Annotated in this window: 26 protein-coding genes; 13 read left to right on the top strand and 13 right to left on the bottom strand. The window is 71.8% G+C overall.

Annotated elements, in window-relative coordinates:
- Positions 1-27: 27 nt before the first annotated feature.
- The 3 genes from ACFYX0_RS23925 to ACFYX0_RS23915 all read right to left on the bottom strand — a co-directional run bounded on the left by ACFYX0_RS23925 (position 28) and on the right by ACFYX0_RS23915 (position 2,220).
- Entirely contained in the window at positions 28-816 is a 789-nt protein-coding gene (locus ACFYX0_RS23925; protein WP_355903244.1) for an SURF1 family protein, read from the bottom strand.
- A 48-nt stretch (positions 817-864) separates the two neighbouring features.
- Positions 865-1,098, bottom strand: a complete 234-nt coding sequence (locus ACFYX0_RS23920; RefSeq protein WP_311698160.1) for a hypothetical protein — start codon at positions 1,096-1,098, stop codon at positions 865-867.
- Between the two features lie 93 nt (positions 1,099-1,191).
- Positions 1,192-2,220, bottom strand: a complete 1,029-nt coding sequence (locus ACFYX0_RS23915; RefSeq protein WP_388972949.1) for a DEDDh family exonuclease — start codon at positions 2,218-2,220, stop codon at positions 1,192-1,194.
- 339 nt (positions 2,221-2,559) lie between these two features.
- On the opposite strand from ACFYX0_RS23915, the gene ACFYX0_RS23910 reads away from it, so the two are divergent.
- From ACFYX0_RS23910 to ACFYX0_RS23900, 3 genes are all read left to right on the top strand, one after another.
- Positions 2,560-3,270, top strand: coding sequence for a VIT family protein (locus tag ACFYX0_RS23910; RefSeq protein ID WP_388973060.1), 711 nt, complete (start codon positions 2,560-2,562; stop codon positions 3,268-3,270).
- 156 nt (positions 3,271-3,426) lie between these two features.
- On the top strand, positions 3,427-4,473 hold the full coding sequence (locus tag ACFYX0_RS23905) for a zinc-dependent alcohol dehydrogenase family protein (protein WP_388972948.1): 1,047 nt from the start codon (positions 3,427-3,429) through the stop codon (positions 4,471-4,473).
- 145 nt (positions 4,474-4,618) lie between these two features.
- On the top strand, positions 4,619-4,756 hold the full coding sequence (locus tag ACFYX0_RS23900) for a hypothetical protein (protein ID WP_388972946.1): 138 nt from the start codon (positions 4,619-4,621) through the stop codon (positions 4,754-4,756).
- A 202-nt stretch (positions 4,757-4,958) separates the two neighbouring features.
- On the opposite strand, the gene ACFYX0_RS23895 is transcribed toward ACFYX0_RS23900, so the two are convergent.
- On the bottom strand, positions 4,959-6,380 hold the full coding sequence (locus ACFYX0_RS23895; RefSeq protein ID WP_388972944.1) for a CoA transferase: 1,422 nt from the start codon (positions 6,378-6,380) through the stop codon (positions 4,959-4,961).
- 133 nt (positions 6,381-6,513) lie between these two features.
- Positions 6,514-8,046 carry a S8 family serine peptidase gene (locus ACFYX0_RS23890; protein ID WP_355903235.1) on the bottom strand — a complete coding sequence of 511 codons (1,533 nt, stop codon included), beginning with the start codon at positions 8,044-8,046 and terminating at the stop codon, positions 6,514-6,516.
- A 298-nt stretch (positions 8,047-8,344) separates the two neighbouring features.
- On the opposite strand from ACFYX0_RS23890, the gene ACFYX0_RS23885 reads away from it, so the two are divergent.
- The 3 genes from ACFYX0_RS23885 to moaA all read left to right on the top strand — a co-directional run bounded on the left by ACFYX0_RS23885 (position 8,345) and on the right by moaA (position 11,453).
- Positions 8,345-8,701 carry a DUF485 domain-containing protein gene (locus ACFYX0_RS23885; protein WP_311698166.1) on the top strand — a complete coding sequence of 119 codons (357 nt, stop codon included), beginning with the start codon at positions 8,345-8,347 and terminating at the stop codon, positions 8,699-8,701.
- Positions 8,698-10,317: a cation acetate symporter gene (locus ACFYX0_RS23880; protein WP_388972942.1), complete on the top strand. Its 1,620-nt coding sequence runs from the start codon at positions 8,698-8,700 to the stop codon at positions 10,315-10,317. The genes ACFYX0_RS23885 and ACFYX0_RS23880 overlap by 4 nt, the downstream gene beginning before the upstream one ends.
- A 146-nt stretch (positions 10,318-10,463) precedes the next feature.
- Positions 10,464-11,453, top strand: a complete 990-nt coding sequence (moaA, locus tag ACFYX0_RS23875; RefSeq protein ID WP_355903229.1) for a GTP 3',8-cyclase MoaA — start codon at positions 10,464-10,466, stop codon at positions 11,451-11,453.
- Between the two features lie 23 nt (positions 11,454-11,476).
- Here the strand turns inward: moaA and ACFYX0_RS23870 are convergent, their stop codons facing one another.
- Together ACFYX0_RS23870 and ACFYX0_RS23865 are read right to left on the bottom strand one after the other, a co-directional pair.
- Positions 11,477-11,713: a hypothetical protein gene (locus ACFYX0_RS23870; protein ID WP_388972940.1), complete on the bottom strand. Its 237-nt coding sequence runs from the start codon at positions 11,711-11,713 to the stop codon at positions 11,477-11,479.
- 259 nt (positions 11,714-11,972) lie between these two features.
- Positions 11,973-12,368, bottom strand: a complete 396-nt coding sequence (locus tag ACFYX0_RS23865) for a DUF3099 domain-containing protein (protein WP_355903226.1) — start codon at positions 12,366-12,368, stop codon at positions 11,973-11,975.
- 243 nt (positions 12,369-12,611) lie between these two features.
- Between ACFYX0_RS23865 and ACFYX0_RS23860 the strand changes: the two genes are divergently transcribed.
- On the top strand, positions 12,612-12,890 hold the full coding sequence (locus tag ACFYX0_RS23860; protein ID WP_355903223.1) for a GlsB/YeaQ/YmgE family stress response membrane protein: 279 nt from the start codon (positions 12,612-12,614) through the stop codon (positions 12,888-12,890).
- Between the two features lie 88 nt (positions 12,891-12,978).
- Here ACFYX0_RS23860 and tyrS read toward each other — a convergent pair whose 3' ends face one another.
- From tyrS to ACFYX0_RS23845, 3 genes are all read right to left on the bottom strand, one after another.
- Positions 12,979-14,247 (bottom strand): tyrosine--tRNA ligase, encoded by a 1,269-nt coding sequence (tyrS, locus tag ACFYX0_RS23855; protein WP_311698171.1) that lies wholly within the window; start codon positions 14,245-14,247, stop codon positions 12,979-12,981.
- Positions 14,248-14,325: 78 nt separating this feature from the next.
- Positions 14,326-15,720 carry a metallopeptidase TldD-related protein gene (locus ACFYX0_RS23850; RefSeq protein ID WP_388972938.1) on the bottom strand — a complete coding sequence of 465 codons (1,395 nt, stop codon included), beginning with the start codon at positions 15,718-15,720 and terminating at the stop codon, positions 14,326-14,328.
- Positions 15,717-17,273 (bottom strand): TldD/PmbA family protein, encoded by a 1,557-nt coding sequence (locus tag ACFYX0_RS23845; RefSeq protein ID WP_388972937.1) that lies wholly within the window; start codon positions 17,271-17,273, stop codon positions 15,717-15,719. The genes ACFYX0_RS23850 and ACFYX0_RS23845 overlap by 4 nt, the downstream gene beginning before the upstream one ends.
- A 270-nt stretch (positions 17,274-17,543) precedes the next feature.
- On the opposite strand from ACFYX0_RS23845, the gene fabG reads away from it, so the two are divergent.
- Together fabG and fabI are read left to right on the top strand one after the other, a co-directional pair.
- Positions 17,544-18,248: a 3-oxoacyl-[acyl-carrier-protein] reductase gene (fabG, locus tag ACFYX0_RS23840; RefSeq protein WP_311698174.1), complete on the top strand. Its 705-nt coding sequence runs from the start codon at positions 17,544-17,546 to the stop codon at positions 18,246-18,248.
- A gap of 5 nt (positions 18,249-18,253) precedes the next feature.
- The gene (gene fabI / locus ACFYX0_RS23835; protein WP_311698175.1) at positions 18,254-19,021 is read left to right on the top strand and encodes an enoyl-ACP reductase FabI; all 768 of its coding nucleotides are present in this window, start codon (positions 18,254-18,256) and stop codon (positions 19,019-19,021) included.
- Between the two features lie 102 nt (positions 19,022-19,123).
- On the opposite strand, the gene ACFYX0_RS23830 is transcribed toward fabI, so the two are convergent.
- Positions 19,124-19,813 carry a FadR/GntR family transcriptional regulator gene (locus tag ACFYX0_RS23830; protein WP_388972935.1) on the bottom strand — a complete coding sequence of 230 codons (690 nt, stop codon included), beginning with the start codon at positions 19,811-19,813 and terminating at the stop codon, positions 19,124-19,126.
- A 100-nt stretch (positions 19,814-19,913) separates the two neighbouring features.
- On the opposite strand from ACFYX0_RS23830, the gene ACFYX0_RS23825 reads away from it, so the two are divergent.
- From ACFYX0_RS23825 to ACFYX0_RS23810, 4 genes are all read left to right on the top strand, one after another.
- Positions 19,914-21,239, top strand: coding sequence for a CynX/NimT family MFS transporter (locus tag ACFYX0_RS23825; RefSeq protein WP_388972933.1), 1,326 nt, complete (start codon positions 19,914-19,916; stop codon positions 21,237-21,239).
- Positions 21,240-21,376: 137 nt separating this feature from the next.
- On the top strand, positions 21,377-21,493 hold the full coding sequence (locus ACFYX0_RS23820; protein ID WP_269658448.1) for an SGM_5486 family transporter-associated protein: 117 nt from the start codon (positions 21,377-21,379) through the stop codon (positions 21,491-21,493).
- Positions 21,494-21,666: 173 nt separating this feature from the next.
- Positions 21,667-21,885 (top strand): hypothetical protein, encoded by a 219-nt coding sequence (locus ACFYX0_RS23815; protein WP_388972931.1) that lies wholly within the window; start codon positions 21,667-21,669, stop codon positions 21,883-21,885.
- Positions 21,886-22,027: 142 nt separating this feature from the next.
- Positions 22,028-22,546: a histidine phosphatase family protein gene (locus ACFYX0_RS23810; protein WP_311698180.1), complete on the top strand. Its 519-nt coding sequence runs from the start codon at positions 22,028-22,030 to the stop codon at positions 22,544-22,546.
- Positions 22,547-22,641: 95 nt separating this feature from the next.
- Here the strand turns inward: ACFYX0_RS23810 and serB are convergent, their stop codons facing one another.
- Together serB and ACFYX0_RS23800 are read right to left on the bottom strand one after the other, a co-directional pair.
- Positions 22,642-23,853 carry a phosphoserine phosphatase SerB gene (gene serB / locus ACFYX0_RS23805; RefSeq protein WP_388972930.1) on the bottom strand — a complete coding sequence of 404 codons (1,212 nt, stop codon included), beginning with the start codon at positions 23,851-23,853 and terminating at the stop codon, positions 22,642-22,644.
- A gap of 180 nt (positions 23,854-24,033) precedes the next feature.
- Positions 24,034-25,815 carry a streptophobe family protein gene (locus tag ACFYX0_RS23800; RefSeq protein WP_388972929.1) on the bottom strand — a complete coding sequence of 594 codons (1,782 nt, stop codon included), beginning with the start codon at positions 25,813-25,815 and terminating at the stop codon, positions 24,034-24,036.
- Positions 25,816-26,020 lie beyond the last annotated feature (205 nt).

Genomic DNA, 26,020 nt, shown 5'->3' with positions numbered 1-26,020 from the left:
CCGGAGATGCCGTGGCCGGTGCGGCGGTCAGGCCGTGGCCGGTTCGGGTTCCTCCACCGGCTGCTCGGCCGCCTCGGTGCGGTCGCGGACCTCACGTCGGACCAGGACGAACCAGCCGAAGGGCACGCCCGCCGAGAACAGCCACCACTGGATGGCGTAGGCCATGTGCGGGCCGATGTCGCTGTGCTCGGGGTCAGGCAGCAGCTCGGGGCTGCCGCCCTTCGGGGCGGGCGAGGTCAGCTCGATATAGCCGCCGAGGACCTGCTTGCCCAGGCTCTGCGCCTGCTGTCCGCTGCTGATCAGCATGACCTGGCGCTCCGGCAGGCCCTGGACGTTCTTGATGCCGCTCTCCGCCGTCGTCTCGTCCGGCATCAGCCGGCCCGTGACGGTGGTCTCGCCCTGCGCGGGCGCGGGGATCTTGGGGAAGGCGGTCTGCGCGCCGTCCGCCGGGATCCAGCCCCGGTTGACCATCAGGACCTTCCCGTCGTCCAGGACGAAGGGGGTCAGGACGTGGTAGCCGACCTCGCCGTCGGCATTGGTGCGGCGGCGCACCACGACCTCGTGGGCGGTGTCGAAGGTGCCCTTGCCCGTGATCCGTCGGTACAGGTCGTCGTGCGGGATCCTGGCCCCGGGCGAGGTCAGCGATTCGGCCGGCACGGGCGTCGCCGCCAGCGAGTCGGTGATCACCTTGTTCAGGGCGACCTTGTGCTCGTGGCGGTGCAGCTGCCAGAAGCCCAGATCGATCATCGTCGGGATGAGCGCGATGGAGACAAGGGTGAGGATCACCCATTGCCGGGACAACAGGAAGCGGTACACCCCACGACCGTACATCTCGGTACGTGGGGCGCCCTCAGGGGGGTGTCCTCAGACCCGGTCGACGATCCCCACCCTCCCCTCGGCGCGGGCGCAGTGGGCTCCGCAGTACCAGTGGCCCTCCGCCTCGACACCCTGACCGATGATCTGCACCCGGCAGTGCTCGCAGATCGGCGCCATCCGGTGGATCGCACAGGAGAAACAGTCGAAGACGTGCACCTCGCCCTGCGCGTGCACCTCGAAGGTCATTCCATAGTCATTGCCGCATACTTCGCATCTCGCCATGCGCCACAGGGTGGGCCGTCGCCGGGGCGCGGGCGAGCGGGCGGCGGGCGAGTCGTACGGTAATCACCCGTACGCCGACCGCCCGTCCGTCCGTCAGCGGTCGCCCGAGCCACGCCCCGTGGCGGACGCCGCTCTGTCCGCCACCGGCTCGACGTCTCGCAGCAACTGGCCGAACGCCGCCTCGTCCAGCACAGGCGTGCCGTACTGCCGTGCCTTGACCACCTTGGACGTGGCCGAGTCCGGATCGTTCGTGACGAGCAGGCTCGTCAGCCGGGACAGGCTCGTCGAGACATGCAGACCGGCCTCCGTCGCGCGGTCCTCCAGCAGTTCCCGGTCGACCGAGGTGTCCCCGGAGAAGGCGACGCGCATGCCCTGCTTGAGGGGTTTGCCCTCTTCGTACCGCCCGGGGTTGGGATAGGGGCATGCGGGCCTTTTACGGGAGGGACGCCAGCTGCTCGGCCCGTAGCCGCCGTAGCCGCCCGGCTGCTGTCCGATGAGCGGCGCGGGCCGGTCCGCCCATTCGGTCAGCGCCCGGCACTCCTGCAACGGCAGCCGCAGATCGTCCGCCGCGGCGGCCCGCAGACTGGGCCGGAACGCCTCCGCCAGCACCCGGGCGTCGTCGAGCGCGTGGTGGGCGCGCTGCTGGACCACGCCGAAGTGCGCGGCCAGTGACTCCAGCTTGTGGTTGGGCAACGGAAGGCCCAGTTCCTTGGAGAGCGCGATGGTGCACAGCCGCTGACGCACCGGCGCCTCGCTGCGCGCACGCGCGTACTCCCGCGCGATCATCTGCCAGTCGAAGACGGCGTTGTGCGCGACGAGCACCCGGTCCGCGAGCCGGGAGGCGAACTCCTCGGCGATGTCCCCGAAGAGCGGGGCGCCTTCGAGCATCTCGCTCGTCAGACCGTGGATCCACACCGGGCCCGGGTCGCGCTCCGGGTTGACCATCGTGTACCAGCGGTCCTCGACCTCGCCGCGCGCGTCCAGGCGGTAGACGGCCGCGGAGATTATCCGGTCGTCCCGGGCCAGGCCGGTGGTCTCCACGTCAACGACCGCGTATCCCTTCGGATACGCGGCCGGCCACGGTGTGGGGGAGGACGCTGCGGTCGTCCGGTCTTCGAGCATGGTCATTGAGGATACGGGCCGCAGCCGGCACCAGCGCCCCTGCCCGGCTCGGCGAGGCCCTTCGCGCACCCTGCGCGCGGGGGTGCGCACAACCCCGCTGCCCCTCCTCGGAGTTCGCTCCCGGCCGACAAGGCGTCGACAGGGCGTGTCGTGGGCCGGGGGGCTTCACACAAATCTCCCTGAACTACGGTGCGCCGCCGCCCGTTTCGCCGTGCCTTCGGGCCGGTACGGACGACGGCACCGGAATCCTCCTCGCGCCCGTCGGCGTGGCCCGCTGTCCCTCCCCGCCCGGAATGAGACCCTCCGGGCGTGAGCGATGCAGTACCCGGTGGAGCGCCCGTGGGCGGCCCGGCACATGACGAGGCCCATGCGGGCGCGCTCGGCTCGCGGCTGAACTGGCTGCGGGCCGCGGTGCTCGGGGCCAACGACGGCATCGTCTCCACCGCGGGACTCGTGGTCGGCGTCGCGGGCGCCACCACCGACCGCGGGGCGCTGCTGACGGCCGGGCTCGCGGGTCTGCTCGCCGGGTCCATGTCGATGGCCGCGGGCGAGTACGTGTCCGTCTCCACGCAGCGGGACTCGGAGAAGGCGGCGCTGGCCCTGGAGCGGCGGGAGCTGACGGAGCAGCCGGAGGCGGAGCTGGCGGAGCTCACCGAACTGCTGGAGCGCCGGGGCCTCACGCGGGAGGTGGCCCGTGAGGCCGCCGCCCAGTTGACGGCACGGGACGCGCTGCGCGCCCACGCGCGCGTGGAGCTCGGCATCGACCCCGACGAACTGGCGAACCCGTGGCACGCGGCATGGGCCAGTTTCCTCGCCTTCACGGTGGGCGCGCTGCTGCCGCTGCTCGCCATCGTGCTGCCGCCCATGGCCTGGCGGCTCCCGGTGACGGTCCTGTCCGTCCTGGCTGCCCTGGTGGTCACCGGCTGGATCAGCGCCCGCCTCGGCGCGGCGAGGCCGGGCCGCGCCGTGCTGCGGAACGTGGCGGGCGGGGCGCTGGCGATGGGGGTCACCTATGCGGCGGGGGCGCTGCTGGGCGCCGCGGGAGTGTGAGGGAAGCCGCACCCCGCACCGGACGCCTCCGCCGTGCGGCGGCGCTGGTCCGAGGCTCCCTCGACGCGCGACCGAAGACCCTCACGGCGTACCGTGAAGTGCGCTCGACCACCCCCTGAGCGCACCCCGAACGATCGCACGAGAAGGATCCTCGCCATGCGCGCCACCACCATTCACGCCCCCTTCGACATGCGAGTGGAGGACGTGCCCGAGCCCGTGGTGCAGCAGCCCACCGACGCGGTCGTCCGTGTGCTGCGGGCCTGTATCTGCGGCAGCGACCTGTGGGCCTACCGCGGTGAGGCGGCCCGGCAGCCGGGACAGCGGATCGGGCACGAGTTCCTCGGTTTCGTGGAGGAGACCGGCTCCGACGTCACGGGCGTCCGGCGGGGTGACCTCGTCGTCGCGCCCTTCATGTGGTCCGACGGCGTCTGCGACTACTGCCGCGAGGGACTCAACACCTCCTGCGAGCACGGCGGCTTCTGGGGCTCCGTCGGCTACGACGGCGGCCAGGGCGAGGCCGTGCGCGTGCCCTACGCCGACGGCACCCTCGTCCGGCTGCCCAGGGAGGCCGCCTCCGACGACCGTCTGCTGTCCGCGCTGCTGACGCTCTCCGACGTCATGGGCACCGGCCACCACGCCGCCCTCGGCGCGGGCGCCCGCCCGGGTGCCACGGTCGCCGTGGTCGGTGACGGGGCCGTCGGCCTGTGCGCGGTGCTGGCCGCCAAGCGGCTCGGCGCCGAGCGGATCATCGCACTGGGCCGCCACCAGGTCCGTACGGACATCGCCCGCCGCTTCGGCGCCACCGACGTCGTCGCCGAGCGCGGCGACGAAGCCGTGGAAGCCGTCCGGGAACTGACGCGCGGTCAGGGCTCGCACGCCGTCGTCGAGGCCGTCGGCACCGAGCAGTCGATGCGGACCGCCGTGAACATCGCCCGTGACGGCGGCGCCATCGGCTTCGTCGGCGTCCCGCACGGAAGCGGCACCGGACTCGACCTGAGCATCATGTTCGACCGGAACCTAGCCCTGCGCGGCGGTGTCGCGCCGGTGCGCGCGTACATCCCCGAACTGCTCCCGGACATCCTCAACGGCACCATCGACCCCTCGCCGGTCTTCGACCGGACGGTCGGCCTGGAAGGCGTGCCCGAGGGCTACCAGGCGATGGACCAGCGCACGGCCCTGAAGGTGCTCGTCACGGCCGGCTGACCATGGCCGGCGGACCGGCAGCGGCAGCGCCGTCAGCAGTCCGGACACCGCGAGGACCAGACCCGGCGCCGCCACCACCGCACGCGCGGGGGTGGCGGCGCCGAGCGTGTCGGGCGCGCGCCGCGGCCGCCGCCGCGCATGCGGGGTGAGTACGGCGACCACGGCCACCGGCAGCACCTCGGCGAGCAGGGCGCGGCCGTACGCCGTGGACGTCAGCTGGTCGAGGACCGTCTCCGGCGGCATCCGGCGCAGCGAACCACAGACCCCCGTTGCGGTGGTCTGAGCAGGACGGCCGCCACGCGCGCGTAGCGCCCAGAAGCGCGGCGTCCGCATCCCGGGGCATGCGCCGGGATGCGGGTACCGCACATGCGGCAGACCGCCCGCCCACAGGGACGCGCACCCGAGGTGGACGAGCGTCGGTCCGGAGCCGAGCAGCGGGCTCCGCTCCGCCGGAGGGTGGGCGCCCGGTCCCGTCTCCGGCCCGTTCAGCCCGCCGCCGCCGTGGACCACCGGACCGGATCCTGCCCCCACCGCCCGGGCGGCCGTGTCCAGTCGGACGGTCCGTCCGTGAAGTGCACCGGCGGCAGGGAGTACCGCAGCCGTCCCAGGGCGCTGTCGGTCTCCGCGAGCCAGGGCTCCGGGCCGTCGTACGCCGCCGGGCCGTCGTACCCGGCCCCGGTGCGCTCGGCCGCCCGGTCCGTGCCGTCCGTCAGCCAGGCCGCCGTCCGTGCCAGCGCCAGCCGTACGACCCGGGTGCCGCCCTCCTCCGTCTGCTCGGTGAGCGACCGCAGGACCGCCGCGGCCAGCAGATACCCCGAGCCGTGGTCCAGCGCCTGGGCGGGCAGGGCCCCCGGCTCCTCCACCGACCCCTCGGTCACCGCGATCCCAGTGGCGGCCTGCACCAGGCTGTCGAAGCCCCGTCGCCCGCCCCAGGGCCCGTACGCCCCCCACGCCGACAGCTGCGCCACGACGAGTCCGGGCCGCCGCTCGGCCAGCCGCTCGGGGGTGAGCCCCCAGCGGTCGAGCGCGCCGGGCCGGTAGCCCGTCACGACCACGTCCGCCTCCGCCAGCAGCTCCTCGAAGGCCCGCCGGTCACCGGGCGCCGCCAGGTCGAGGGCGGCGGAGCGCTTCCCGAAGTTCATGTCGGCGTGGTGGTCCGCTAGTTCGGGAAGCTGCGGGCTGTCGATCCGCAGCACGTCCGCGCCGAGCAGCGCGAGCGTGCGGGTGGCCACCGGGCCGGCGATGACCCGGGTGAGGTCCAGCACCCGCAGACCCGCGGCGGGCAGCAGCGGCTCGCCGGCGGAGCGCACGAGCGGGACGAGGGGGCGTGCAGATGCCTTGTCGAGCCGCTCACGGCCCACCAGCGGTTGCGCGGCCACGACGCGCCCCTGCTCGTGCGCTGCCCACTCCCCAGGCGTGCGCAACGCGACCGCGAGCCCACCGGCCGCGTAGACGCCGTCCTCCACCTCGACGGCCGACCGCTCGGCGATCGCGGCGGCGACGGTGTCCACGGACGCGTCCGCCGCCAGTCCGAGGGCGCCGAGCAGCCGCGCGCGGTGATGGGGATAGTTGGCGTGCGTGCGCACCCAGCCGTCCGTCGCGCGCCAGAACCGGGACAGGGGCGCGAAGTTGACCGGGGCGCGGCCGTCGACCCGCAGCTGCCGCTCGCTGTGGAAGGCGGTGGCCACGGCCCCGTCGTCCACCCGGACCTCGGGCACGTCCGGCAGCCCGGCCCGCCTGGCGCCCCACTCGGCGGCGGCCAGCGCGCAGGCCCCGACACAGGCCCGCGCCACCTCGCGTACCGGCAGCGGCGAGGTCAGCGTCCCCTCGCGTGCGACGTTCGAGATCCTCTGCACCAGTGCGGGGTCCCCGCCCAGTGCCGCCCATGCCACGTCCGTATCGGTCATGGACGGACTATGCCCCGTGTACTGGATCACGGCCAGAGGGCCGGGACAGGCCCCGGGGCGGCGGCTTCACCGGGGCCTGCCGTCGACGGCGCGGAACGCCCGCGACCTTCGGCGAACTCGGGCCGCTGAGGGGCTACTCGACCGCGCGCAGCGCGTTGACGATGCCGAAGCCGTAGAACCCGTTCACACGCTTGCCGCCCACGCAGGTGGCGTCCACGACCCCGTCGCCGTTGCCGTCGTAGGGACCGGCCGGGCAGCCCGGGTTGTCGGCCTGCGCCTTGAGCAGCGCCTGGAGCTCGGCCGGAGTCGCCCGCGGATGCGCCGACTTCAGCAGCGCGGCCACGCCCGCGACGTGCGGCGACGCCATCGAGGTGCCCTGCAGATAGGCGTACTGGCCGCCCGGCATGGTGGAGAGGATGCGGCCGTTCTTCGACGGGGTGTCCGGGATCTGGTACTTGTCACCGCCGGGCCCCGCCACGTCGATCACGCCGTCGCCGTAACTGGAGTAGTACGACTTGGCCTTCGTGACACCCGTCGCGCTGACCGTGACCACACCCGGCAGCTGGGTCGGCACGTCGAAGCACTCGTGCGGGTCGACTGTGCGGGTCGTCGTGGTGGAGTCGTCCGGGCTGGACGCGTCGACCAGGGAGTGGGAGTCGAGGTCGTCGTTGGAGTTGCCCGCGGAGGCGATGCTGAGGGTGCCCTTGTGCTGGGCGTACCGCTGGGCCCGGTCGACCGCGTCCACGATGGCCCGCTGGTCCGGGTCGTCCATGCAGTTGTAGAGCCACGGGTCCACGTAGTAGCTGTTGTTCGTGATCTCCACACCGTGGTCGGCGGCGAACACGAACGCGCAGACGACGCTCTCGGGGTAGAACAGCTCGTTGACCGGGTCGGCCACCTTGATCGCGGAGACCTCGACGTTCGGCGCCACACCGGCGACGCCGATGCCGTTGCGGGCCGCCGCGATCTCGCCCGCGACATGCGTGCCGTGGTAGTGATCGGGCTTCGCGGGCCGCCAGGCGCCGTAGGAGGTGTCCGCCTTGCCGCCGACGCAGTTCGCGGACTGCGACGCGGAGAAGTTGGGGGCGAGGTCCGGGTGGGTGTCGTCGACCCCGGTGTCGATGACGGCGACTGTGACCTTGCGGCTGCCGGGGTTGATCTTCGCGGCCTTGTCGGCGCCGATGGCGCGCAGGTCCCACTGGTCGGCTTCGAGGGGCTCGCTCTCGTCCGCGCTCGCCGAGGCGCTCGCGGCCTTCGCCGCCTGCGCCTTCGTCAGGTACTGCGCCGCGCCCTCGTCCGTCGTGCCCGCCGCGGTCAGCGGGGCGGTCCGGGTCGCGCCCGCGGACTGCACCCCGCGCACGCCGCGCAGCGTGCTGGCGAAGTCGGGGTTCGCGGAGTGGACGACGAACACACCGATCCTGTCGTACGTCACCACGATCGTGCCTCCCGCCGCGGTGATCGCCCGCTGCACCGAGGTGAGCGTGTGACGGTCCGTCCGGGTGTTGACGACGTAGGCGAGTTCGGGCCCGTCGGCGGTCCGTGCCACGGCGTCGGTGCGCGGGGCGGCGGCCGACGCGGCGCTCGGCAGGAAGCCCAGGGAGGCGGTGAGCGACAGCACGACCGGCACGGCGAGGGCGAGCCGGCGTCTGGAACGCAGATGAGCCATGGGATCTCCACATCATCCGGAAGCGTGAACGTGCCGGAACGCGGTGGCATTCCGGCAGGTACATGACGGGTGGTCCAGGGCGACGCTATCCGGCTCCCGACCGGTGGGCAATGAGATTGCGGAGACCACGTAAAAAAGAAACCAAGAGAGTTGAACCGGCCCACGAGTCGCGCCGTGACCTCGGGCAGGGGGCATCCCGGCGGTCACCGCCCCCTGTCGGATCACACACCGGAGCGTTACGGTCGCAGTCGGTGATGTGACCCATGTCACTGTCAGGTCCGCAATGCGAGGAGACATCGTGGCCACCGACGCACCTCCCCCGTCCAAGACCGGAACAGGTCTTCCGTCCACCGACGCGTTCATCGCGGTCCAGGAGAGCGCCGAGTTCGGTGAACTGCGCCGCTCCCACCGCTCGTTCGCCTTTCCGCTGACCGTGGCGTTCATCGCCTGGTACCTGGCCTATGTGCTCCTGTCGAACTACGCGGACGGGTTCATGGGCACCAAGCTCTTCGGCAACGTCAACGTCGCCCTGGTGCTCGGCCTCGCCCAGTTCCTCACCACGTTCCTGATCGCGTGGTGGTACTCGCGCCACGCCGCCGCCCAGCTCGACCCCAAGGCCGAGGCCATCAAGTCCCGGATGGAGGGCGGCGCATGAGCCCGGCCCTCGTCCTGGCCGCCGGTGAGGCGAGCGAGCACCGGACGCTGATCATCACGCTGTTCGCGGTCTTCGTTCTGGCGACCCTCGTCATCACCGTCTGGGCGGGCCGCCAGACCCGCAGCGCCGCCGACTTCTACGCGGGCGGCCGCCAGTTCACCGCCTTCCAGAACGGACTCGCGGTCTCCGGCGACTACATGTCCGCCGCGTCCTTCCTCGGGATCGCGGGCGCCATCGCCCTCTTCGGCTACGACGGCTTCCTGTACTCCATCGGCTTCCTGGTCGCCTGGCTGGTGGCCCTGCTGCTGGTCGCCGAGCCGCTGCGCAACTCCGGCCGGTACACCATGGGCGACGTCCTCGCGTACCGCATGCGCCAGCGTCCGGTCCGCACCGCGGCCGGCACCTCCACGATCGTGGTGTCGATCTTCTACCTGCTCGCCCAGATGGCGGGAGCGGGCGTCCTGGTCTCCCTGCTCCTCGGCATCACCAGCGACGGCGGCAAGATCGGCATCGTCGCCCTGGTCGGCGTCCTGATGATCGTCTACGTCACCGTCGGCGGCATGAAGGGCACCACCTGGGTGCAGATGGTCAAGGCCGTCCTGCTGATCCTGGGCGCCCTGCTGCTGACCTTCCTGGTGCTGCTGAAGTTCCACTTCAACCTCTCGGACCTGCTCGGCAAGGCGGCGAGCAACAGCGGCAAGGGGTCGGCCTTCCTGGAGCCCGGACTGAAGTACGGCGCCACCGGCACCAGCAAGCTGGACTTCCTCTCCCTGGGCATCGCCCTGGTCCTCGGCACCGCGGGACTGCCCCACATCCTGATCCGCTTCTACACGGTGCCCACCGCCAAGGCCGCCCGGAAGTCGGTGAACTGGGCCATCGGCCTCATCGGCGCCTTCTATCTGATGACCCTCGCCCTCGGCTTCGGCGCCGCCGCCCTGATCAAGCCCGACGAGATCATCGCCTCCAACAAGGCGGGCAACACGGCGGCGCCCCTGCTCGCCCTGCACCTGGGAGGCACGCACTCGGACTGGGGGGCGATCCTGCTCGCCTCCATCTCCGCGGTCGCCTTCGCCACGATCCTCGCGGTGGTCGCGGGACTGACCCTCGCCTCGTCCTCCTCGTTCGCGCACGACATCTACGCGAACGTCATCAAGCGGGGGCAGGCGAGCGAGAAGCAGGAGGTGAACGCGGCCCGCTGGGCGACGGTCGGCATCGGCGCCGTCTCCATCGCCCTCGGTGCCCTCGCCCGCGACCTGAACGTGGCGGGCCTGGTCGCCCTCGCCTTCGCGGTCGCCGCCTCCGCCAATCTGCCGACGATCCTCTACAGCCTCTTCTGGAAGCGGTTCACCACCGCGGGCGCCCTGTGGTCGATCTACGGCGGCCTGGTGACCGCCGTCGGCCTGGTGCTGTTCTCGCCGGTGGTCTCCGGAAAGGAGACGTCGATGTTCCCGCACGCCGACTTCCAGTGGTTCCCGCTGGAGAACCCCGGGATCATCTCCATCCCGGTCGGCTTCCTGCTGGGCTGGCTCGGCACGCTCCTGTCCAAGGAGCAGCCGGACCCCGGCAAGTACGCGGAGCTGGAGGTACGGTCCCTGACCGGTACCGGCGCGCACTGACCGCCCGCCGACGGCCGCGTCGCGGAGAACGCCATCCGCGGCGCGGCCGTCGCGCACCGCATGGGATCGGGCCGCTGCCGTTGTCAGCGCCGTCACGTAGGCTCGCGGATGACGGAAGAGTGATCCGCGACGAGGGAGGGGGCCCCGTGCTCATCGATACCTATGGCCGGGTGGCCACCGACCTGAGGGTCTCCCTGACCGACCGGTGCAATCTGCGGTGCACGTACTGCATGCCCGAGGAGGGTCTGCAGTGGCTCGCCAAGCCGGATCTGCTGACGGACGACGAGATCGTCCGCCTGATCGACATCGCGGTCACCACCCTCGGGATCGAAGAGGTCCGCTTCACCGGCGGGGAGCCGCTGCTGCGCCCCGGCCTGGTCGGCATCGTGGAGCGGGTCGCCGCGCTGGACCCCCGGCCCCAGATGTCCCTCACCACCAACGGCATCGGCCTCAAGCGCACGGCCGCGGCCCTGAAGGCGGCGGGCCTGGACCGGGTGAACGTCTCCCTGGACACCCTGCGCCCCGACGTCTTCAAGGCGCTCACCCGCCGGGACCGCCACCGGGACGTCATCGACGGCCTGCGGGCCGCGCACGAGGCGGACCTCGTCCCGATCAAGGTCAACACCGTCCTGATGCCCGGGCTCAACGACGACGAGGCCCCGGACCTCCTCGCCTGGGCGGTCCGCGAGGGGTACGAGCTGCGCTTCATCGAGCAGATGCCGCTGGACGCCCAGCACGGCTGGAAGCGCGAGGGCATGGTCACCGCGGGGGACATCCTCGCCTCCCTGCGCACCCGCTTCGAGCTGACCGCCGAGGATGCCGAGGAGCGGGGCTCCGCTCCGGCCGAGCGCTGGATCGTCGACGGGGGCCCGCATCGCGTGGGCGTGATCGCCTCGGTCACCCGGCCCTTCTGCGCGGCCTGCGACCGCACCCGGCTGACGGCCGACGGCCAGATACGCACCTGTCTGTTCGCCACCGAGGAGACCGATCTGCGCGCGGCACTGCGCTCGGGCGCCCCCGACGAGGAGATCGCCCGCATCTGGCGCCTCGCGATGTGGGGCAAGAAGGCGGGCTCGGGACTGGACGACCCCTCGTTCCTGCAGCCGAAGCGGCCGATGTCCGCGATCGGCGGCTGAGAAGCCCCGAACGGAACGGATGCTCAGCCCGCCGGCGGGCCGCTCTCGGGGGACTCCCACTCCGCGAGCGCCACGACGTCCTTGAGGAACCCTCGTACGCTCAGGAACTTCGACAGATGCTCGCGGTGCTCCTCGCACGCCAGCCAGGTCTTGCGGCGCTCCGGCGTGTGCAGCTTCGGGTTGTTCCAGGCGAGCACCCACACGGCGGCGGCTCGGCAGCCCTTGGCGGAGCAGATGGGGGAGTCGGGATCAGGGAGCATCACATGCCCGACCCTAACGTGCCCCCGCGCGCGCTCCATGAGCCGGTCGACACGTGACAGCGCGACGGCACCGAAAGGCGACGCCGAGCAGCCACGGGGGGAGCTGCCCGGCGTCGGTCTTTCGCTCCGACGGGGGATGCGGAGCGCGTACGAAGTATGTCACGGGTGACCCGCTGCCCGGCACCGGAACAACATGATTGTCCTGAGCTTTTCTTGAGCTTCGCGAAGGGCGGAATCCCGTATCCGGCGCCCGCCGTGCTCAGGCCCGCTCGCGCGGCTCTTCCCGTACGTGGGCCGAGGGTTCGGCCGGCTCGTCCTCCGGGACGGATTCCGTGTGCTTGTCCGCATCGGGCGGCGTGATCATCGGTCGCACCGGGACGTTGAGGAACGACGACGGCAGCGACGGCACGTTCTCCCGGCCCGCGTTCGCGATGACCACCGCGACATAGGGCAGGACCGCTCCCAGGACCAGCGCGACGACGGCGAACGGCCGCTCCACGTTCCAGAGCGTGGCGGCGAGGATCACCGCGACCGTGCGGATGCTCATGGAGATGACATAGCGACGCTGCCGGCCGCGTACGTCCGCCGCCAGTCCCTGCCGGGCGCCGGTGATCCGGTACACCTGGGCGTGCTCACCGCTGTGCAGCTTCCGCATCACATTCCACCACCCGCCTGCATCGGACTCTCCCCGGCCCGCACCTGGTCCGTACCCGGTCAGGGGCCGAGCCCGAACACTCACCACGTTACGCCGCGCCTGCGTCGGCCACGAGACCGGGGGCAGCCTGCCTGGGCGTACGCGCTGCGCACTCGCGCGTACGGCTGCACCCGACATGCGCCGTATGGCGGACACCCCGAGACTGGGCGTACCGCTCGCGTCGAGCCGTACGAGGAGGCAGCCATGGGCTGGTTGTGGGCGATCATCGTCGGATTCATCCTGGGGCTGCTGGCCAAGCTCATCCTGCCGGGCAGACAGCACAGCCCGCTCTGGCTGACCACCATCATGGGCATGATCGGCGGCATCGTCGGCAACGCCGTGGCCCGCACCATCGGGATCGCCGAGACCCGGGGGATCGACTGGGGCCGCCACGGGCTGCAACTCGCCGCCGCGGTCGTCCTCGTCTTCCTGGGCGAGATGGCGTACATGTCGACGAAGGGCAGACGCCGGGAGAGGGCCTGAAGCACCGAGAGAAGAGGGGCGTTCCCCGACGGGAACGCCCCTCTTGCGCGGCCGGGACCACATCCCGGCCCTTGTGCGCGAGAGCGCCTCAGGCGCCCGTGACCTCGACCGCGGCCAGGTTCTTCTTGCCACGGCGCAGCACCAGCCAGCGCCCGTGCAGCAGGTCCTCCTGGGAGGGCACCGCGTCCTCGGAGGTGACCTTCGCGTTGTTCACGTAGGCGCCGCCCTCCTTCACCGTGCGACGCGCGGCCGACTTGCTGGCCACAAGGCCGACCTCGGCGAACAGGTCCACGACCGTCGGCAGCTCGGAGACCTGGACGTTCGGCACCTCGGAGAGGGCCGCGGCCAGCGTCGTCGCGTCGAGGTCCGTCAGCTCGCCCTGGCCGAAGAGGGCCTTGGACGCGGCGGTCACGGCGGCCGTCTGGTCGGCGCCGTGCACCAGCGTCGTCAGCTCCTCGGCGAGTGCGCGCTGCGCGGCACGGGCCTGCGGACGCTCCTCGGTCTGCTGCTCCAGCTCCTCGATCTCCTCACGGGACCTGAAGCTGAAGATGCGCAGGAACTTCGAGATGTCACGGTCGTCGGCGTTCAGCCAGAACTGGTAGAAGGCGTACGGCGTGGTCAGCTCCGGGTCGAGCCAGACCGTGCCGGACTCCGTCTTGCCGAACTTGGTGCCGTCCGCCTTGGTGATCAGCGGCGTGGCCAGCGCGTGCACCGGGACATGCGGCTCCACCTTGTGGATCAGGTCCGCGCCCGCCGTGAGGTTGCCCCACTGGTCGCTGCCACCGGTCTGGAGCGTGCAGCCGTACCTGCGGAACAGCTCCAGGAAGTCCATGCCCTGAAGGATCTGGTAGCTGAACTCGGTGTAGCTGATGCCCGCGTCCGAGTTCAGCCGCCGGGAGACGGCCTCCTTCGCGATCATCTTGTTGACCCGGAAGTGCTTGCCGATGTCCCGCAGGAAGTCGATGGCCGACAGGCCCTGGGTCCAGTCCAGGTTGTTGACCATGGTCGCGGCGTTCGGTCCCTCGAAGTCGAGGAACTTCTCGATCTGGCCGCGCAGCCGCGCCACCCAGCCGGCCACGACCTCGGGGTCGTTCAGCGTGCGCTCCGCGGTCGGCTTGGGGTCGCCGATCAGGCCCGTGGCACCCCCGACCAGGCCCAGCGGACGGTTGCCCGCCTGCTGGATGCGGCGCATCGTCAGGATCTGCACGAGGTTGCCGAGGTGCAGGCTGGGCGCGGTCGGGTCGAAGCCGCAATAGAACGTGACGGGACCGTCCGCGAACGCCTTGCGCAATGCGTCCTCGTCCGTGGAGAGGGCGATCAGCCCGCGCCACTTCAGCTCGTCGACGATGTCCGTCACGGTTCTCGTATCTCCTTGGATGACCTTGGATGGCCCTGGATGACGTCGGCGGCGGTCGAACGACCACCGGCTACGAGGTTATACGCCCTGGCTGACAGAGCTCATATTGAAGTCCGGCACCCTCAGGGCCGGCATCGCAGCCCTGGTGAACCAGTCGCTCCACTCCCTCGGCAGCGTCTTTTCCGTGCGCCCGGCCTCCGCGGCCCGCCCGAGCAGGTCGACCGGGGACTCGTTGAACCGGAAGTTGTTGACCTCTCCGGTGACCTCGCCGTTCTCCACGAGGTAGACGCCGTCCCGGGTCAGTCCGGTCAGCAGCAGCGTCGCCGGGTCGACCTCGCGGATGTACCAGAGGCAGGTCAGCAGCAGCCCACGCTCGGTGTCCGCGACCATCTCCTCCCGGGAGCGGTCGGAGCCGCCGTCCAGGATCAGGTTCCCGATCGCCGGGGCGAGCGGGAGGCCGGTGAGGGCCGCGCTGTGCCGGGTGGTCGTCAGATGCCGCAGCTCTCCGTCGCCGATCCACTCGGTGGCCGTCAGCGGCAGCCCGTTGTCGAAGACCGACGCGGCGTCGCCGGAGGAGTGCGAGATCACGAAGGGCGCCGTCTCCAGGCCGGGCTCGTTCGGGTCGCTGCGCAGGGTCAGCGGCAGACGGGAGAGCCGCTCGCCGACCCGCGTGCCGCCACCGGGCTTGCTGAAGACCGTGCGGCCCTCGGCCGCGTTCCGGGCCGTCGACGACCACATCTGGTAGATCAGCAGGTCCGCGACCGCGGTCGGCGGCAGCAGCGTCTCGTACCGGCCCGCGGGCAGCTCGACCTTGCGCTTCGCCCAGGCCAGCCGCTGCGCCAGCTCGGCGTCCAGCGCCGCCGGGTCGACGTCCTTGAAATCCCGCGTCGAACATCCCGCCCATGCCGAGCGCAGGCGGTCCGGGGACTTGGCGTTGAGCTCCAGGGTGCCGCTCGGCTGGTCGTGGCGCAGCCGCAGCCCGGTCGACGTACCGACATACGTCGAGACGAGTTCGTGGTTGGCGAAGCCGTACAGCTCGCGGCCGCCCGCACGCGCGCGTGCGAAGGACTCGCCGAGCGCCGGCGCGAAGTCCGTGAACACGGCGGAGGAGGTCTCCACGGGCGGCTCCGTGAAGTCCGGGGACTGCGCCACCCCCGTCACCAGCGGTTGCGCGTCCTCGGCGGGGCCCGCGCCGCGTGCGGCGGCCTCCGCGGCCCGGACCAGCGGCTCCAGCTCGTCCGCGGTGACGGCTGAGCGGGAGACCACCCCGGACGCCGTGCCCTGCGCGCCGTCGACGGTCGCCACGACGGTGAGGGTGCGCCCGCGCGTGACCCCGTTCGTGGTCAGCGCGTTGCCCGCCCAGCGGAGGTTGGCCGTGGAGTGCTCGTCGGCGATGACGACGCACCCGTCCGCGCGGGACATCGCGAGGGCGCGCTCGACGATCTCGTGCGGCTTGTTCGTACGGGCGCTCATCGACCGGCCTCCTGCGTGGTGTTGAGAATGTTGACGCCCCTGAACAGGGCGGACGGGCAGCCGTGCGAGACCGCGGCGACCTGGCCCGGCTGGGCCTTGCCGCAGTTGAAGGCGCCGCCCAGGACATACGTCTGCGGACCGCCGACGGCCGACATCGAACCCCAGAAGTCCGTGGTCGTGGCCTGGTAGGCGACATCGCGGAGCTGGCCGGTGATCCGCCCGTTCTCGATCCGGAAGAACCGCTGGCCCGTGAACTGGAAGTTGTAGCGCTGCATGTCGATGGACCAGGAGCGGTCCCCGACGACATAGATGCCGCGGTCCACGCTGCCGATCAGGTCCTCGGTCGACAGCCCGGCCGGATCCGGTTGGAGCGACACATTCGCCATGCGCTGCACGGGAACGTGCCCGGGCGAGTCGGCATAGGCACATCCGTTGGACCGCTCGAACCCGGTCAGCCGGGCCATGCGCCGGTCCAGCTGGTAGCCGACCAGCGTGCCGTCCTTGACCAGGTCCCAGGACTGGGCCTCGACGCCCTCGTCGTCGTAGCCGATCGTCGCGAGGCCGTGCTCGGCGGTGCGGTCGCCGGTGACGTTCATCAGCTCGGAGCCGTACCGCAGCTTGCCGAGCCGGTCGAAGGTGGCGAAGGAGGTACCGGCGTACGCGGCCTCGTAGCCGAGCGCCCGGTCCAGCTCGGTGGCGTGACCGATGGACTCGTGAATGGTCAGCCACAGGTTGGACGGGTCGACGACCAGGTCGTACACGCCCGCCTGCACACTCGGCGCGCGCATCTTCTCGGCGAGCAGCTCCGGCATCTGCTCCAGCTCCGCGTCCCAGTCCCAGCCGGTGCCCGTCAGATACTCCCAGCCGCGGCCGGCTGGCGGCGCGAGCGTGCGCATCGAGTCGAACTCACCGGTGGACTCGTCGACCGAGACCGCGGTCAGCTCCGGGTGCAGCCGTACGCGCTGCTGGGTGGTCACGGTGCCCGCGGTGTCGGCGTAGAACTTGTTCTCGTGGACGGTCAGCAGCGAGGCGTCCACATGATCGACGCCGTCGGCCGCGAGCAGCCGCGCGCACCAGTCGGCCAGCAGCCCCGTCTTGTGCTCGTCGGGCACGGTGAACGGATCGATCTCGTACGAGGACACCCAGGTCCGCTCCGCGTGCACCGGCTCCGATGCCAGCTCCACCCTCCCCCCCTGCCCGAAAGACGCGGGAGGTGCCCCCACGTCCGACCCCGCCGCCTTGGTCACCTGCGCCGACAGCCTGGCCATCGCCACCGCCTGCGACGCGACCTTGGCGGCGGCGTCGAGAGTCATGTCGACACCCGAGGCGAACCCCCAGGTCCCGCCGTGCACGACCCGCACCGCGTACCCCAGATCGGTCGTGTCCGACGACCCGGCGGTCTTGCCGTCGCGCAACCGCCACGCGGCGCTGCGCACCCGCTCGAAGCGGAAGTCCGCGTGTTCGGCCCCCAGCGCACGCGCGCGTGCCAGCGCGGCGTCGGCCAGGGCCCGCAACGGCAGTGCCGTGAAGGCTTCGTCGATGGAATGCGGCACGGAGGTCTCCCTGCTGTCGTGGCCTGTCGGATCCGATCATGTCTCGCGAGTGACCGTACGGACCACACCTTTGCGTCCGGCGACCGGACCTCCGCCTCCCGGGACCGTCCCGACTCACTCCGCGGCGGCCGATTCTGTAGGGATCCGACAGCGTGCCCCCGGCGCCACTGTCGGTGCCCGATTGTCCGCGCGGCGGCCGGGACCGATAGGTTTTCGATGAAGGCGCCTGTCTGTGCAGGGGTTCCAGACCGCTATCGAAAGGGTGATCCGTTGAGCCGCTCGGTTCTCGTCACTGGAGGCAACCGGGGCATCGGCCTCGCCATCGCCCGCGCGTTCGCCGACGCCGGCGACAAGGTCGCGATCACGTACCGCTCGGGCGAGCCGCCGGCCGGCTTCCTCGCGGTCAAGTGCGACATCACCGACACCGAGCAGGTGGAGCAGGCCTACAAGGAGATCGAGGCCGAGCACGGCCCGGTCGAGATCCTGGTCGCCAACGCCGGCGTCACCAAGGACCAGCTTCTGATGCGGATGTCCGAGGAGGACTTCACCTCGGTCATCGACACCAACCTCACCGGCACCTTCCGCGTCGTCAAGCGCGCCAACCGCGGCATGCTGCGCGCCAAGAAGGGCCGCGTCGTCCTCATCTCGTCGGTCGTGGGGCTGCTCGGGTCCGCCGGGCAGGCGAACTACGCCGCCTCCAAGGCCGCCCTGGTCGGCTTCGCGCGCTCCCTCGCCCGTGAGCTGGGCTCGCGCAACATCACCTTCAACGTCGTCGCCCCCGGCTTCGTCGACACGGACATGACCAAGGTGCTCACCGACGAGCAGCGCCAGAACATCGTGTCGCAGGTACCGCTCGGCCGGTACGCGCGGCCGGAGGAGATCGCCGCGACGGTGCGGTTCCTCGCCTCCGACGACGCCTCGTACATCACTGGAGCCGTCATCCCCGTTGACGGCGGACTGGGAATGGGTCACTGATCACCATGAGCGGAATTCTCGAGGGCAAGCGCGTCCTGATCTCCGGTGTGCTGATGGAGTCCTCCATCGCCTTCCACGCCGCCAAGCTGGCCCAGGAGCAGGGCGCCGAGATCATCCTGACCGCCTTCCCGCGGCCCACGCTGACCGAGCGCATCGCCAAGAAGCTCCCCAAGCCCACCAAGGTCATCGAGCTCGACGTCACCAACGACGAGCACCTCGGGCGGCTGGCCGACATCGTCGGTGAGGAGCTGGGCGGCCTCGACGGCGTCGTCCACTCCATCGGCTTCGCGCCGCAGGACGCGCTCGGCGGCAACTTCCTGAACACGCCGTTCGAGTCCGTGGCCACCGCCATGCACGTCTCGGCGTACTCCCTGAAGTCGCTGACCATGGCCTGCCTGCCGCTGATGCAGAACGGCGGCTCGGTCGTGGGCCTCACCTTCGACGCGCAGTTCGCCTGGCCGCAGTACGACTGGATGGGCCCGGCCAAGGCCGCCCTGGAGGCCACCAGCCGCTACATCGCGCGTGACCTGGGCAAGCAGAACATCCGCTGCAACCTGATCTCCGCGGGCCCGCTCGGCTCCATGGCCGCCAAGTCCATCCCGGGCTTCGGCGAGCTGGCCTCCGTGTGGGACAACCGCTCTCCGCTGGAGTGGGACCTGAAGGACCCGGAGCCGGCCGGCCGGGGCATCGTCGCCCTGCTGAGCGACTGGTTCCCGAAGACCACCGGCGAGATCATCCACGTGGACGGTGGTCTGCACGCCATCGGCGCCTGAGCCGTCACGGGCCGACGCCGCCCGTGCGGCCCCGGCTCCCGTCGTACGAGGTCGATGCCCCGTTTCCCGCTGCGCGCGGGGAGCGGGGCATCGCCCGTTCGGTCAGCCCTTCGCGGCCTGTGACCGGCCGGGGCGGCACATGAACGGATAGCTCGCCGCCTCCGCGGCCGCCGCGGCCGCGTCGCCCGCGCGGATCGCGTCCACCAGCCCCGCGTGGTCCATGTACGTCTCCGGCGTGAGCTCCCCGCCGACGTCGTCGCGCAGCCAGTCCCGCAGCACCTCGCCCAGGTCCGCGTACATCGCCGTCATGACGTCGTTGTGCGACGCCGCCACCACGGCCATGTGGAACGTGGCGTCGGCGGTCACGAAGGCCTCCGCGTCCCCGGACTCCCAGGCCTCCTCACGACGCAGCAGAAGCGCGTCCAGCTGCTTGAGGTCGCGCTCGGTGCGCCGCTCGGCGGCCAGCTGGGCGGCACCCGACTCCAGGGTGGAGCGCAGCTCGGCGACGTGGGTGGGGTCGGCGTCGGCGAACCGCCGGTGCATCACGCCCGCCAGCTCGCTGGTCGCCGCCACATAGGTGCCCGATCCCTGGCGGATGTCCAGCAGACCGTTGTGCGCGAGCGCGCGGACGGCCTCACGGACCGTGTTGCGCGCGACCCCGAGCTGGTCGACCAGCTCGGTCTCGGTCGGGATACGGGAGCCCACCGGCCATTCGCCCGAGGTGATCTGGTTCCGCAGTTCGGCGATGACCTGTTCGGACAACGCGGATCGGCGGGGGTGGCTCAGCGGCATGACGGTCCTTCGTGCGGGCCTGGTTGCGGGGCCGGGGTATCCGGAGCGTAACGCAAGGGAATTGGACCCTGATTCATCCCATGATTCTATGATGTGCTCTATGGCTTTCGATGAGACCGGGACGGCAACGTCCGCACCGGCCCCCACGTTCACACCGGTCCCCGGCTCCGCCCCCGCACACGACGGCGCGGGCGCGCGCCCCGGGGGCGGAGCGGCCGGCACGCACGCGTGGACCACACGTGTGCTGGTCGTCGGCATCGTGCTCACCGCGCTCAACCTGCGGCCCGCCATCACCAGCTTCGGTGCCCTCCTCGAAGAGGTGCGCGACGGGCTCGGCATGAGCGGCAGCGTCGCCGGACTGCTGACCTCCGTCCCCCCGCTGTGCTTCGCCGTCTTCGGCGTCATGGCCCCCCGGCTGGCCCGCCGCCTCGGCCCGGGCGCCGTGGTCTGCGCCGGAATGGTCGCGATCACCGTCGGCCTCGTGATCCGCCCCTACACCGGGAGCACCGCGGGCTTCCTGGCCGCCAGCGCGCTCGCCCTGATGGGTATCGCCGTCAGCAACGTCCTGATGCCGGTGATCGTCAAGCGCTGGTTCCCGGACCGGGTGGGGTCGATGACCGGCCTGTACTCGATGGCGCTCGCCCTGGGCACGTCCGCCGCGGCGGCGGCCACGGTCCCCCTGACCGACGCCCTGGGCGGTCACTGGCAGTCGGGTCTCGCGCTCTGGGCGGCGCTGTCGGCGGCGGCCGTGCTGCCGTGGATCCCGTTCGTCCGCGCCCGCGGTGCCCGTTCCGCGCAGAGCACCCCCGCCGCCGACACCGACCGGGGCGAACCCGACGGGCTGCGGATCACCCGGAGCCGCACCGCATGGGCGCTGGCCGTCTTCTTCGGCCTCCAGGCCACGGCCGCCTACATCACGATGGGCTGGATGGCGCAGATCTTCCGTGACGCCGGGGTGTCCGCGGGCACGGCCGGAGTGCTGCTGGCCGTCACCATGGCGATGGGCGTGCCCCTCGCCTTCGTCATCCCGCGGCTGGCCACCCGGCTGCCGCACCAGGGGCCGATCGCGGTCATGCTCGGCATCTGCGGTCTGGCCGGGTACGCGGGCCTGTACTGGGCCCCGGCGGCCGGCGCCTGGGCCTGGGCGCTGCTGCTCGGGATCGCCAACTGCTCCTTCCCCCTGGCCCTGACCATGGTGGGCATGCGGGCCCGGACGAGCGCGGGCGTGGCCAAGCTGTCGGCCTTCGCGCAGAGCACCGGCTATCTGCTGTCGGTCCCGGGGCCGCTCCTGGTTGGCGTCCTCTACCAGCACAGCGGCGGTTGGGGCCTGCCGCTCGCCCTGATGGCCGGACTGATGGTCCCGCAGGTCGCGGTGGGCGTCCTGGCGGGCCGCGACCGGACCGTGGAGGACGAGGCGGCGCGCTGAAGGAGGGGGTGACCTGCGGGATCCCTGAGTACGTCGACCGGGTGCACCCGGCCGGGCGCGGACCGGCCGGGTGCGGTCCGCAGGCCGGTGGCGACCCCGCCGGAAGACGGGCGGGGGAGGGGTGCGAAACTGACCGTATGCCCGTGCTCGACCCGAATCCCCAGAACGGCCAGAAGAAGATGCTGCTCGTCTTCGGCGCGTTCTTCGCCATCTTCGTGATCATCGCCGTCATCGCCACGATCGCCTCACCCTGACGGGGGGTACCTCCAGCCCCCGGCCGGGGGTTGTCCCCCGCAACCCTTAGGGGGTGAGTGTCAGGGTCAAGTGGGTGGATCACCGGATGGGTTGACGGCCTCCGAATCCCTACCTTCGAGATGTGGGCGCGAACAGCGGACCACGGACCGCTCGAAGACCCACGGAGGCACCCATGTCGGCCCCTGCGCACCCTCGGCCCCACCCGGCGCCCACGGGCACGGGCGGCATCGACATGCGGCTGCCCTGGTGGGCCCTCGCGCTGCCCACACTGGCCTTCGTGCTGCTGCTGGCGCTGATACTCAATCCGGCGGACGCGCGGGCGGGTGGTGACCCCGCTTTCGGCCATCTCGTCGAGCGGATCCAGCAGACGATCACCCACCACGCGCGGTGACGCCTCGGGCGCCCGCCGGTGACGGCCCGCGTCTGCCGAGGCGGGCCCCGGAAGGGCCTGGTCGGACGCCCGGACGCGGGCGTGCTTCCGACGGGGTCAACTGCCTGCGCTCCTCGGCCTCTTTCATGCAAAGCTGGGACCCATGAGCTCCGCAGAACCTCGCAGGATTGTCCTCTTCCGGCATGCGAAGGCCGACTGGCCGCAGGTGGCCGACCATGAGCGGCCCCTCGCGGACCGGGGCCGCAAGGACGCGGCCGTCGCCGGCCGCAAGCTGGCCGACACCGGCATCGCCCTCGACTTGGCCCTCTGCTCCACAGCGACACGGACCCGGGAGACCTGGAAGCTCGCGGTCCAGGAGCTTCCGCACCGGCCGAAAACCATCTATGAGGAGCGGATCTACGACGCTTCGCCCGGCGAGCTGATCGCCGTGGTCAACGAGACCCCGGACGACGTCCAGAACATGGTCCTGATCGGCCACAACCCGGGCATCCACGGTCTCGCAGAGGTCCTCGCGGGAGCAGCCGAGGACGAGGCCGCCGAGCGGATGGGCCGACGTGGCTTCCCCGCCGCAGGCTTCGTCGTGCTCTCCCTCGACGGCTCCTGGAAGTCACTGGAGCCGGGTACGGCCACCCTGCTCGACTTCTGGGCGCCGAGCGAGTAACCCCCTCACGGACGGCAGCGGGGGCCGGCACCGGTGACGGTGCCGACCCCCGGCGGAGTCCGAGGCCCTCGCTGACGCCGTGCGGCTCAGGGCCCTCAGAGGATGTCGTCGTGTATGTCCGCCGCCTCGACCTCTTCCCGGGTGACACCGAGCAGATACAGGACGGTGTCCAGGAAGGGGAAGTTCACGGCGGTGTGCGCGGCCTCGCGGACCACGGGCTTGGCGTTGAAGGCGACGCCCAGGCCGGCCGCGTTCAGCATGTCGAGGTCGTTGGCCCCGTCCCCGATCGCCACGGTCTGCGCCAGCGGCACACCCGCCTCGGCGGCGAACCGGCGCAGCAGCCGCGCCTTGCCCGCCCGGTCCACGATCTCGCCGACGACCTTGCCGGTCAGTTTCCCGTCGACGATCTCCAGCGTGTTGGCCTGCGCGAAGTCCAGACCGAGCCGCTCCTTGAGGTCGTCCGTGACCTGGGTGAAGCCGCCGGAGACGACGCCCACCTGGAAGCCGAGTCGTTTCAGCGTGCGGATCAAGGTGCGCGCGCCCGGAGTGAGCCGCACCTCGGCACGCACCTTGTCGACCACCGACGCGTCCAGCCCCTTGAGCAGCGCCACGCGTGCGTGCAGCGACTGCTCGAAGTCCAGCTCGCCGCGCATGGCGGCCGCCGTCACCTCGGCCACCTCCGCCTCGCACCCGGCGTGCGCGGCGAACAGCTCGATGACCTCGTCCTGGATGAGCGTCGAGTCGACGTCCATGACGACCAGCCGCTGGGCCCGCCGGTGCAGACCGGCCGCGACGACGGCGACGTCGACACCGAGTGCCGCGGCGTCGGTAACCAGGGCGGTGCGCAGCGGCTCGGTCTCCACACCGGACACGGCGAACTCGACGGCCGTCACCGGGTACTTGGCGAGCCGGAAGATGCGGTCGATGTTGCCGCCGGTGTCGGCGATACGGGCGGCGATGGCGGCCGTCGACTCGGCGGTCAGCGGATGGCCGAGCACGGTGACCAGGGAACGTCCGAGGCCGCGCGGACGGTTGTCGCCGATCCCGGAGATGATCTCCGCCTGCATCTTCATGGACTCCGCCCAGCTGTGGACGGTCGCCCGAAGATCACCTTCCAGCCCGGACGGGGGCATCGTCACGAGGGCACACAGCACCATCCGGCCCCGGGTGACGACCTGCTCGATGTCGACGACGTCGACGCCGTAAGCGGCCAGGGTGTCGAACAGTCCGGCCGTCAGGCCGGGCCGGTCCTTGCCGAAGATCTTGACAAGGAGGGTCGGGGCATCGGTGGTCTGCGAAGCGCTCATGGTGTTTCCACCGTATCCGGCACCCAGTGCCGACCGCGTGCCCGGTCCGTCTAGCGGACACGGAACAGTGGATGGCGGGCGGGTGACGAACGGCTGGCCCGGCGACGAAGACGCAGGACGGGGCGGGAGCGCGGGCCTGAGGGCGGAGGGCGCCCGGGAGCGCGGGCCCTCATAGGCCGGTCAGCCGCGCCCACGGGGCCGCTCGGGTGGCGGAGACGCAGGGGGCGGTGGAGGCGGCGGGGGCGGTCCCGGGTCCGAGGGCGGCAGCGTCCCCCGGGGACGGCGTCCGGGCGGCGGGGCGGGTCGCTCGATCGGCCCGATCACCGTGGGCGCCCCGTACATGCCGTCGCCGGCGGGCCGTGCGCCCCCGTCCGGCGGCTCGGGCCGTGCGTCCTGCGGCTCACGGAGCTGCTCCGGCAGCCGTAGATAGGGATTGGTGTCAGGGTTCGGCGGACGGTACGGGCTTCCCGGAGCGTAGGGACCGGCCGGGCGTGGTGCGAACAGAGGTGCGGCGGCCGCCCACGACGTCGTGTCACCCCGTGCCAGGGGCGCCGCCCGGCTGCCCGCCGCCCCGGTCGCCCACGCGAGCAGCGCCCCGGCGGCCCCGGCCCCCGCGCCCCACGCCGCGCCCAGCAACAACGCCGTGCCGAGGTGCCCGTGCAGTTCGATCCCGGCGCCGAACGCGTCGAATCCGAACACGGACAGCGAGGCGTCCACCGACACATCCGTCAGCCAGGCGAGGAACGGCAGCACCACCGCCGTCGCGATCCCGAGCAGAAGCGCACAGCGCCCTGCGAAGCCGAGGGGACCCGTGGCCCGTACGACAGAGGCGGTCGTACCCGGTACGGCCGCGGCATCCCCGGCTCGTACGAGAGGCGTACGCACCGCCGTCAGCACACCGGCGAACAACATCAAGAGCGCCGCGGCCACCGCCAGCAGCCACACCCTGCCGTCCAGTCCGGCCAGCCGGTCCAGCGTCACGGGTTGCTGCGTCCGTACCCCGAGCAGCCGGTCCAGCGGATGCGGCAGCACGGTCGCCAGCGCGCCCGACGCCGTGCCGTCCCACGGGACGAACAGGCCGAGCGGAACCGCCAGCCACACCCCGTTGGGCGCCCCGAGCAGCGCCGCCCCCGCGATCCGCGCCGGATGGTCGTCGCCGACCGCCGCGTACGCCGCCGCTGCAAGACCGGCGACCACGGAGACCAGCGCCACCGTCACCAGCGACGACGCGGCCGGGCGCACGACCCGGTGCACGGCCTCCCAGCCTCGGGGCAGGGGCGTGCGCCGGGACGCGAGCAGCGCGATCGCCAGAACACCCGCCGCCCATGCCGCGCCCCCGAGCAGCGTGGGCACCGTGTCGACGCTGAAGCCGACCGAGGCCTTCGCACGGACGAGGTCCCCGATCCGGTCCGGCAGCAGCCCCCCGATGTTCCCGAGCCCCGGGACGTCGATGCCGCCCCCGCTCCCGCCCCCGCCGCCCGGCAGTCTGTCCAGCCCGAGCGAGCCCCCGTCGAGGGTGACCACGTCGTGGCCGACCCAGGCGAGACCGCCCAGCATCGCGACGAACAACCCCACCACCGCACTCACGCGCGCGAGGAGTTCCGAGGGGGCGACGACCGCTCCCACCGCCCGCAGGGAACGCAGGAAGAACCACGACAGCAGCAGCGCACCCACCAGACCGACGCCCAGTGGCGTGATGTCGACGGCGGTCGTCGTCTCGGCCCCCTTCAGACCGAACGCCGACACATCCCCGGACGGCCGGACCGACCCGTTCGCACCCAGCGTCACCAGGGCCGCCGTCATCGGCCCGAGCGAGCTGGCCGCATCCGCCCGGAGCAGATGCAGCCCGAGCCCCGCCGTCCCGGCCATGCCGATCAACGCCCAGCTCACGGAGGCGATCGCGGACAGCAGCAGATCCGTCCAGGGCAGCCTCCCACCGCCCTTCGCGGCCTTGTCGCCCATCGCCAGCCCCCCGGTCCGCCCCGCGGCGTTCCACCGCGGATGTCCGTCTCGCGTCGGATCACCACTCTCCGGCCGGGTTTCAGCTCCGTCAACGGCGCGCACCGAAACGCCCGTTCACGCCTGTCACAAGCCCCGAATTTCAGTCAGAGCGCTCAGCCTGAAATAGTTCCCCACGATGTTCGACATCCCTACACTCCCCGTGATG

The organism is Streptomyces sp. NPDC002573 (assembly GCF_042889625.1).
Classification (GTDB): domain Bacteria; phylum Actinomycetota; class Actinomycetes; order Streptomycetales; family Streptomycetaceae; genus Streptomyces; species Streptomyces gibsoniae.
Note: the sequence above shows the minus strand (reverse complement) of the source record. Positions and strands in the feature narration are given on the sequence as shown.

Coding starts and splice junctions, on each gene's coding strand:
- ACFYX0_RS23860 (WP_355903223.1), top strand. CDS start 12,612: ATGGGCTGGTTGTGGGCGATCATCGTCGGATTCATCCTGGGGCTGCTG.
- ACFYX0_RS23895 (WP_388972944.1), bottom strand. CDS start 6,380: ATGACCGATACGGACGTGGCATGGGCGGCACTGGGCGGGGACCCCGCA.
- ACFYX0_RS23830 (WP_388972935.1), bottom strand. CDS start 19,813: ATGCCGCTGAGCCACCCCCGCCGATCCGCGTTGTCCGAACAGGTCATC.
- ACFYX0_RS23820 (WP_269658448.1), top strand. CDS start 21,377: ATGCCCGTGCTCGACCCGAATCCCCAGAACGGCCAGAAGAAGATGCTG.
- serB (WP_388972930.1), bottom strand. CDS start 23,853: ATGAGCGCTTCGCAGACCACCGATGCCCCGACCCTCCTTGTCAAGATC.
- ACFYX0_RS23815 (WP_388972931.1), top strand. CDS start 21,667: ATGTCGGCCCCTGCGCACCCTCGGCCCCACCCGGCGCCCACGGGCACG.
- ACFYX0_RS23870 (WP_388972940.1), bottom strand. CDS start 11,713: ATGCTCCCTGATCCCGACTCCCCCATCTGCTCCGCCAAGGGCTGCCGA.
- ACFYX0_RS23890 (WP_355903235.1), bottom strand. CDS start 8,046: ATGGCTCATCTGCGTTCCAGACGCCGGCTCGCCCTCGCCGTGCCGGTC.
- ACFYX0_RS23865 (WP_355903226.1), bottom strand. CDS start 12,368: ATGCGGAAGCTGCACAGCGGTGAGCACGCCCAGGTGTACCGGATCACC.
- ACFYX0_RS23915 (WP_388972949.1), bottom strand. CDS start 2,220: ATGCTCGAAGACCGGACGACCGCAGCGTCCTCCCCCACACCGTGGCCG.
- ACFYX0_RS23800 (WP_388972929.1), bottom strand. CDS start 25,815: ATGGGCGACAAGGCCGCGAAGGGCGGTGGGAGGCTGCCCTGGACGGAT.
- ACFYX0_RS23825 (WP_388972933.1), top strand. CDS start 19,914: ATGGCTTTCGATGAGACCGGGACGGCAACGTCCGCACCGGCCCCCACG.
- ACFYX0_RS23880 (WP_388972942.1), top strand. CDS start 8,698: ATGAGCCCGGCCCTCGTCCTGGCCGCCGGTGAGGCGAGCGAGCACCGG.
- fabI (WP_311698175.1), top strand. CDS start 18,254: ATGAGCGGAATTCTCGAGGGCAAGCGCGTCCTGATCTCCGGTGTGCTG.
- ACFYX0_RS23810 (WP_311698180.1), top strand. CDS start 22,028: ATGAGCTCCGCAGAACCTCGCAGGATTGTCCTCTTCCGGCATGCGAAG.
- ACFYX0_RS23905 (WP_388972948.1), top strand. CDS start 3,427: ATGCGCGCCACCACCATTCACGCCCCCTTCGACATGCGAGTGGAGGAC.
- ACFYX0_RS23850 (WP_388972938.1), bottom strand. CDS start 15,720: ATGAGCGCCCGTACGAACAAGCCGCACGAGATCGTCGAGCGCGCCCTC.
- ACFYX0_RS23920 (WP_311698160.1), bottom strand. CDS start 1,098: ATGGCGAGATGCGAAGTATGCGGCAATGACTATGGAATGACCTTCGAG.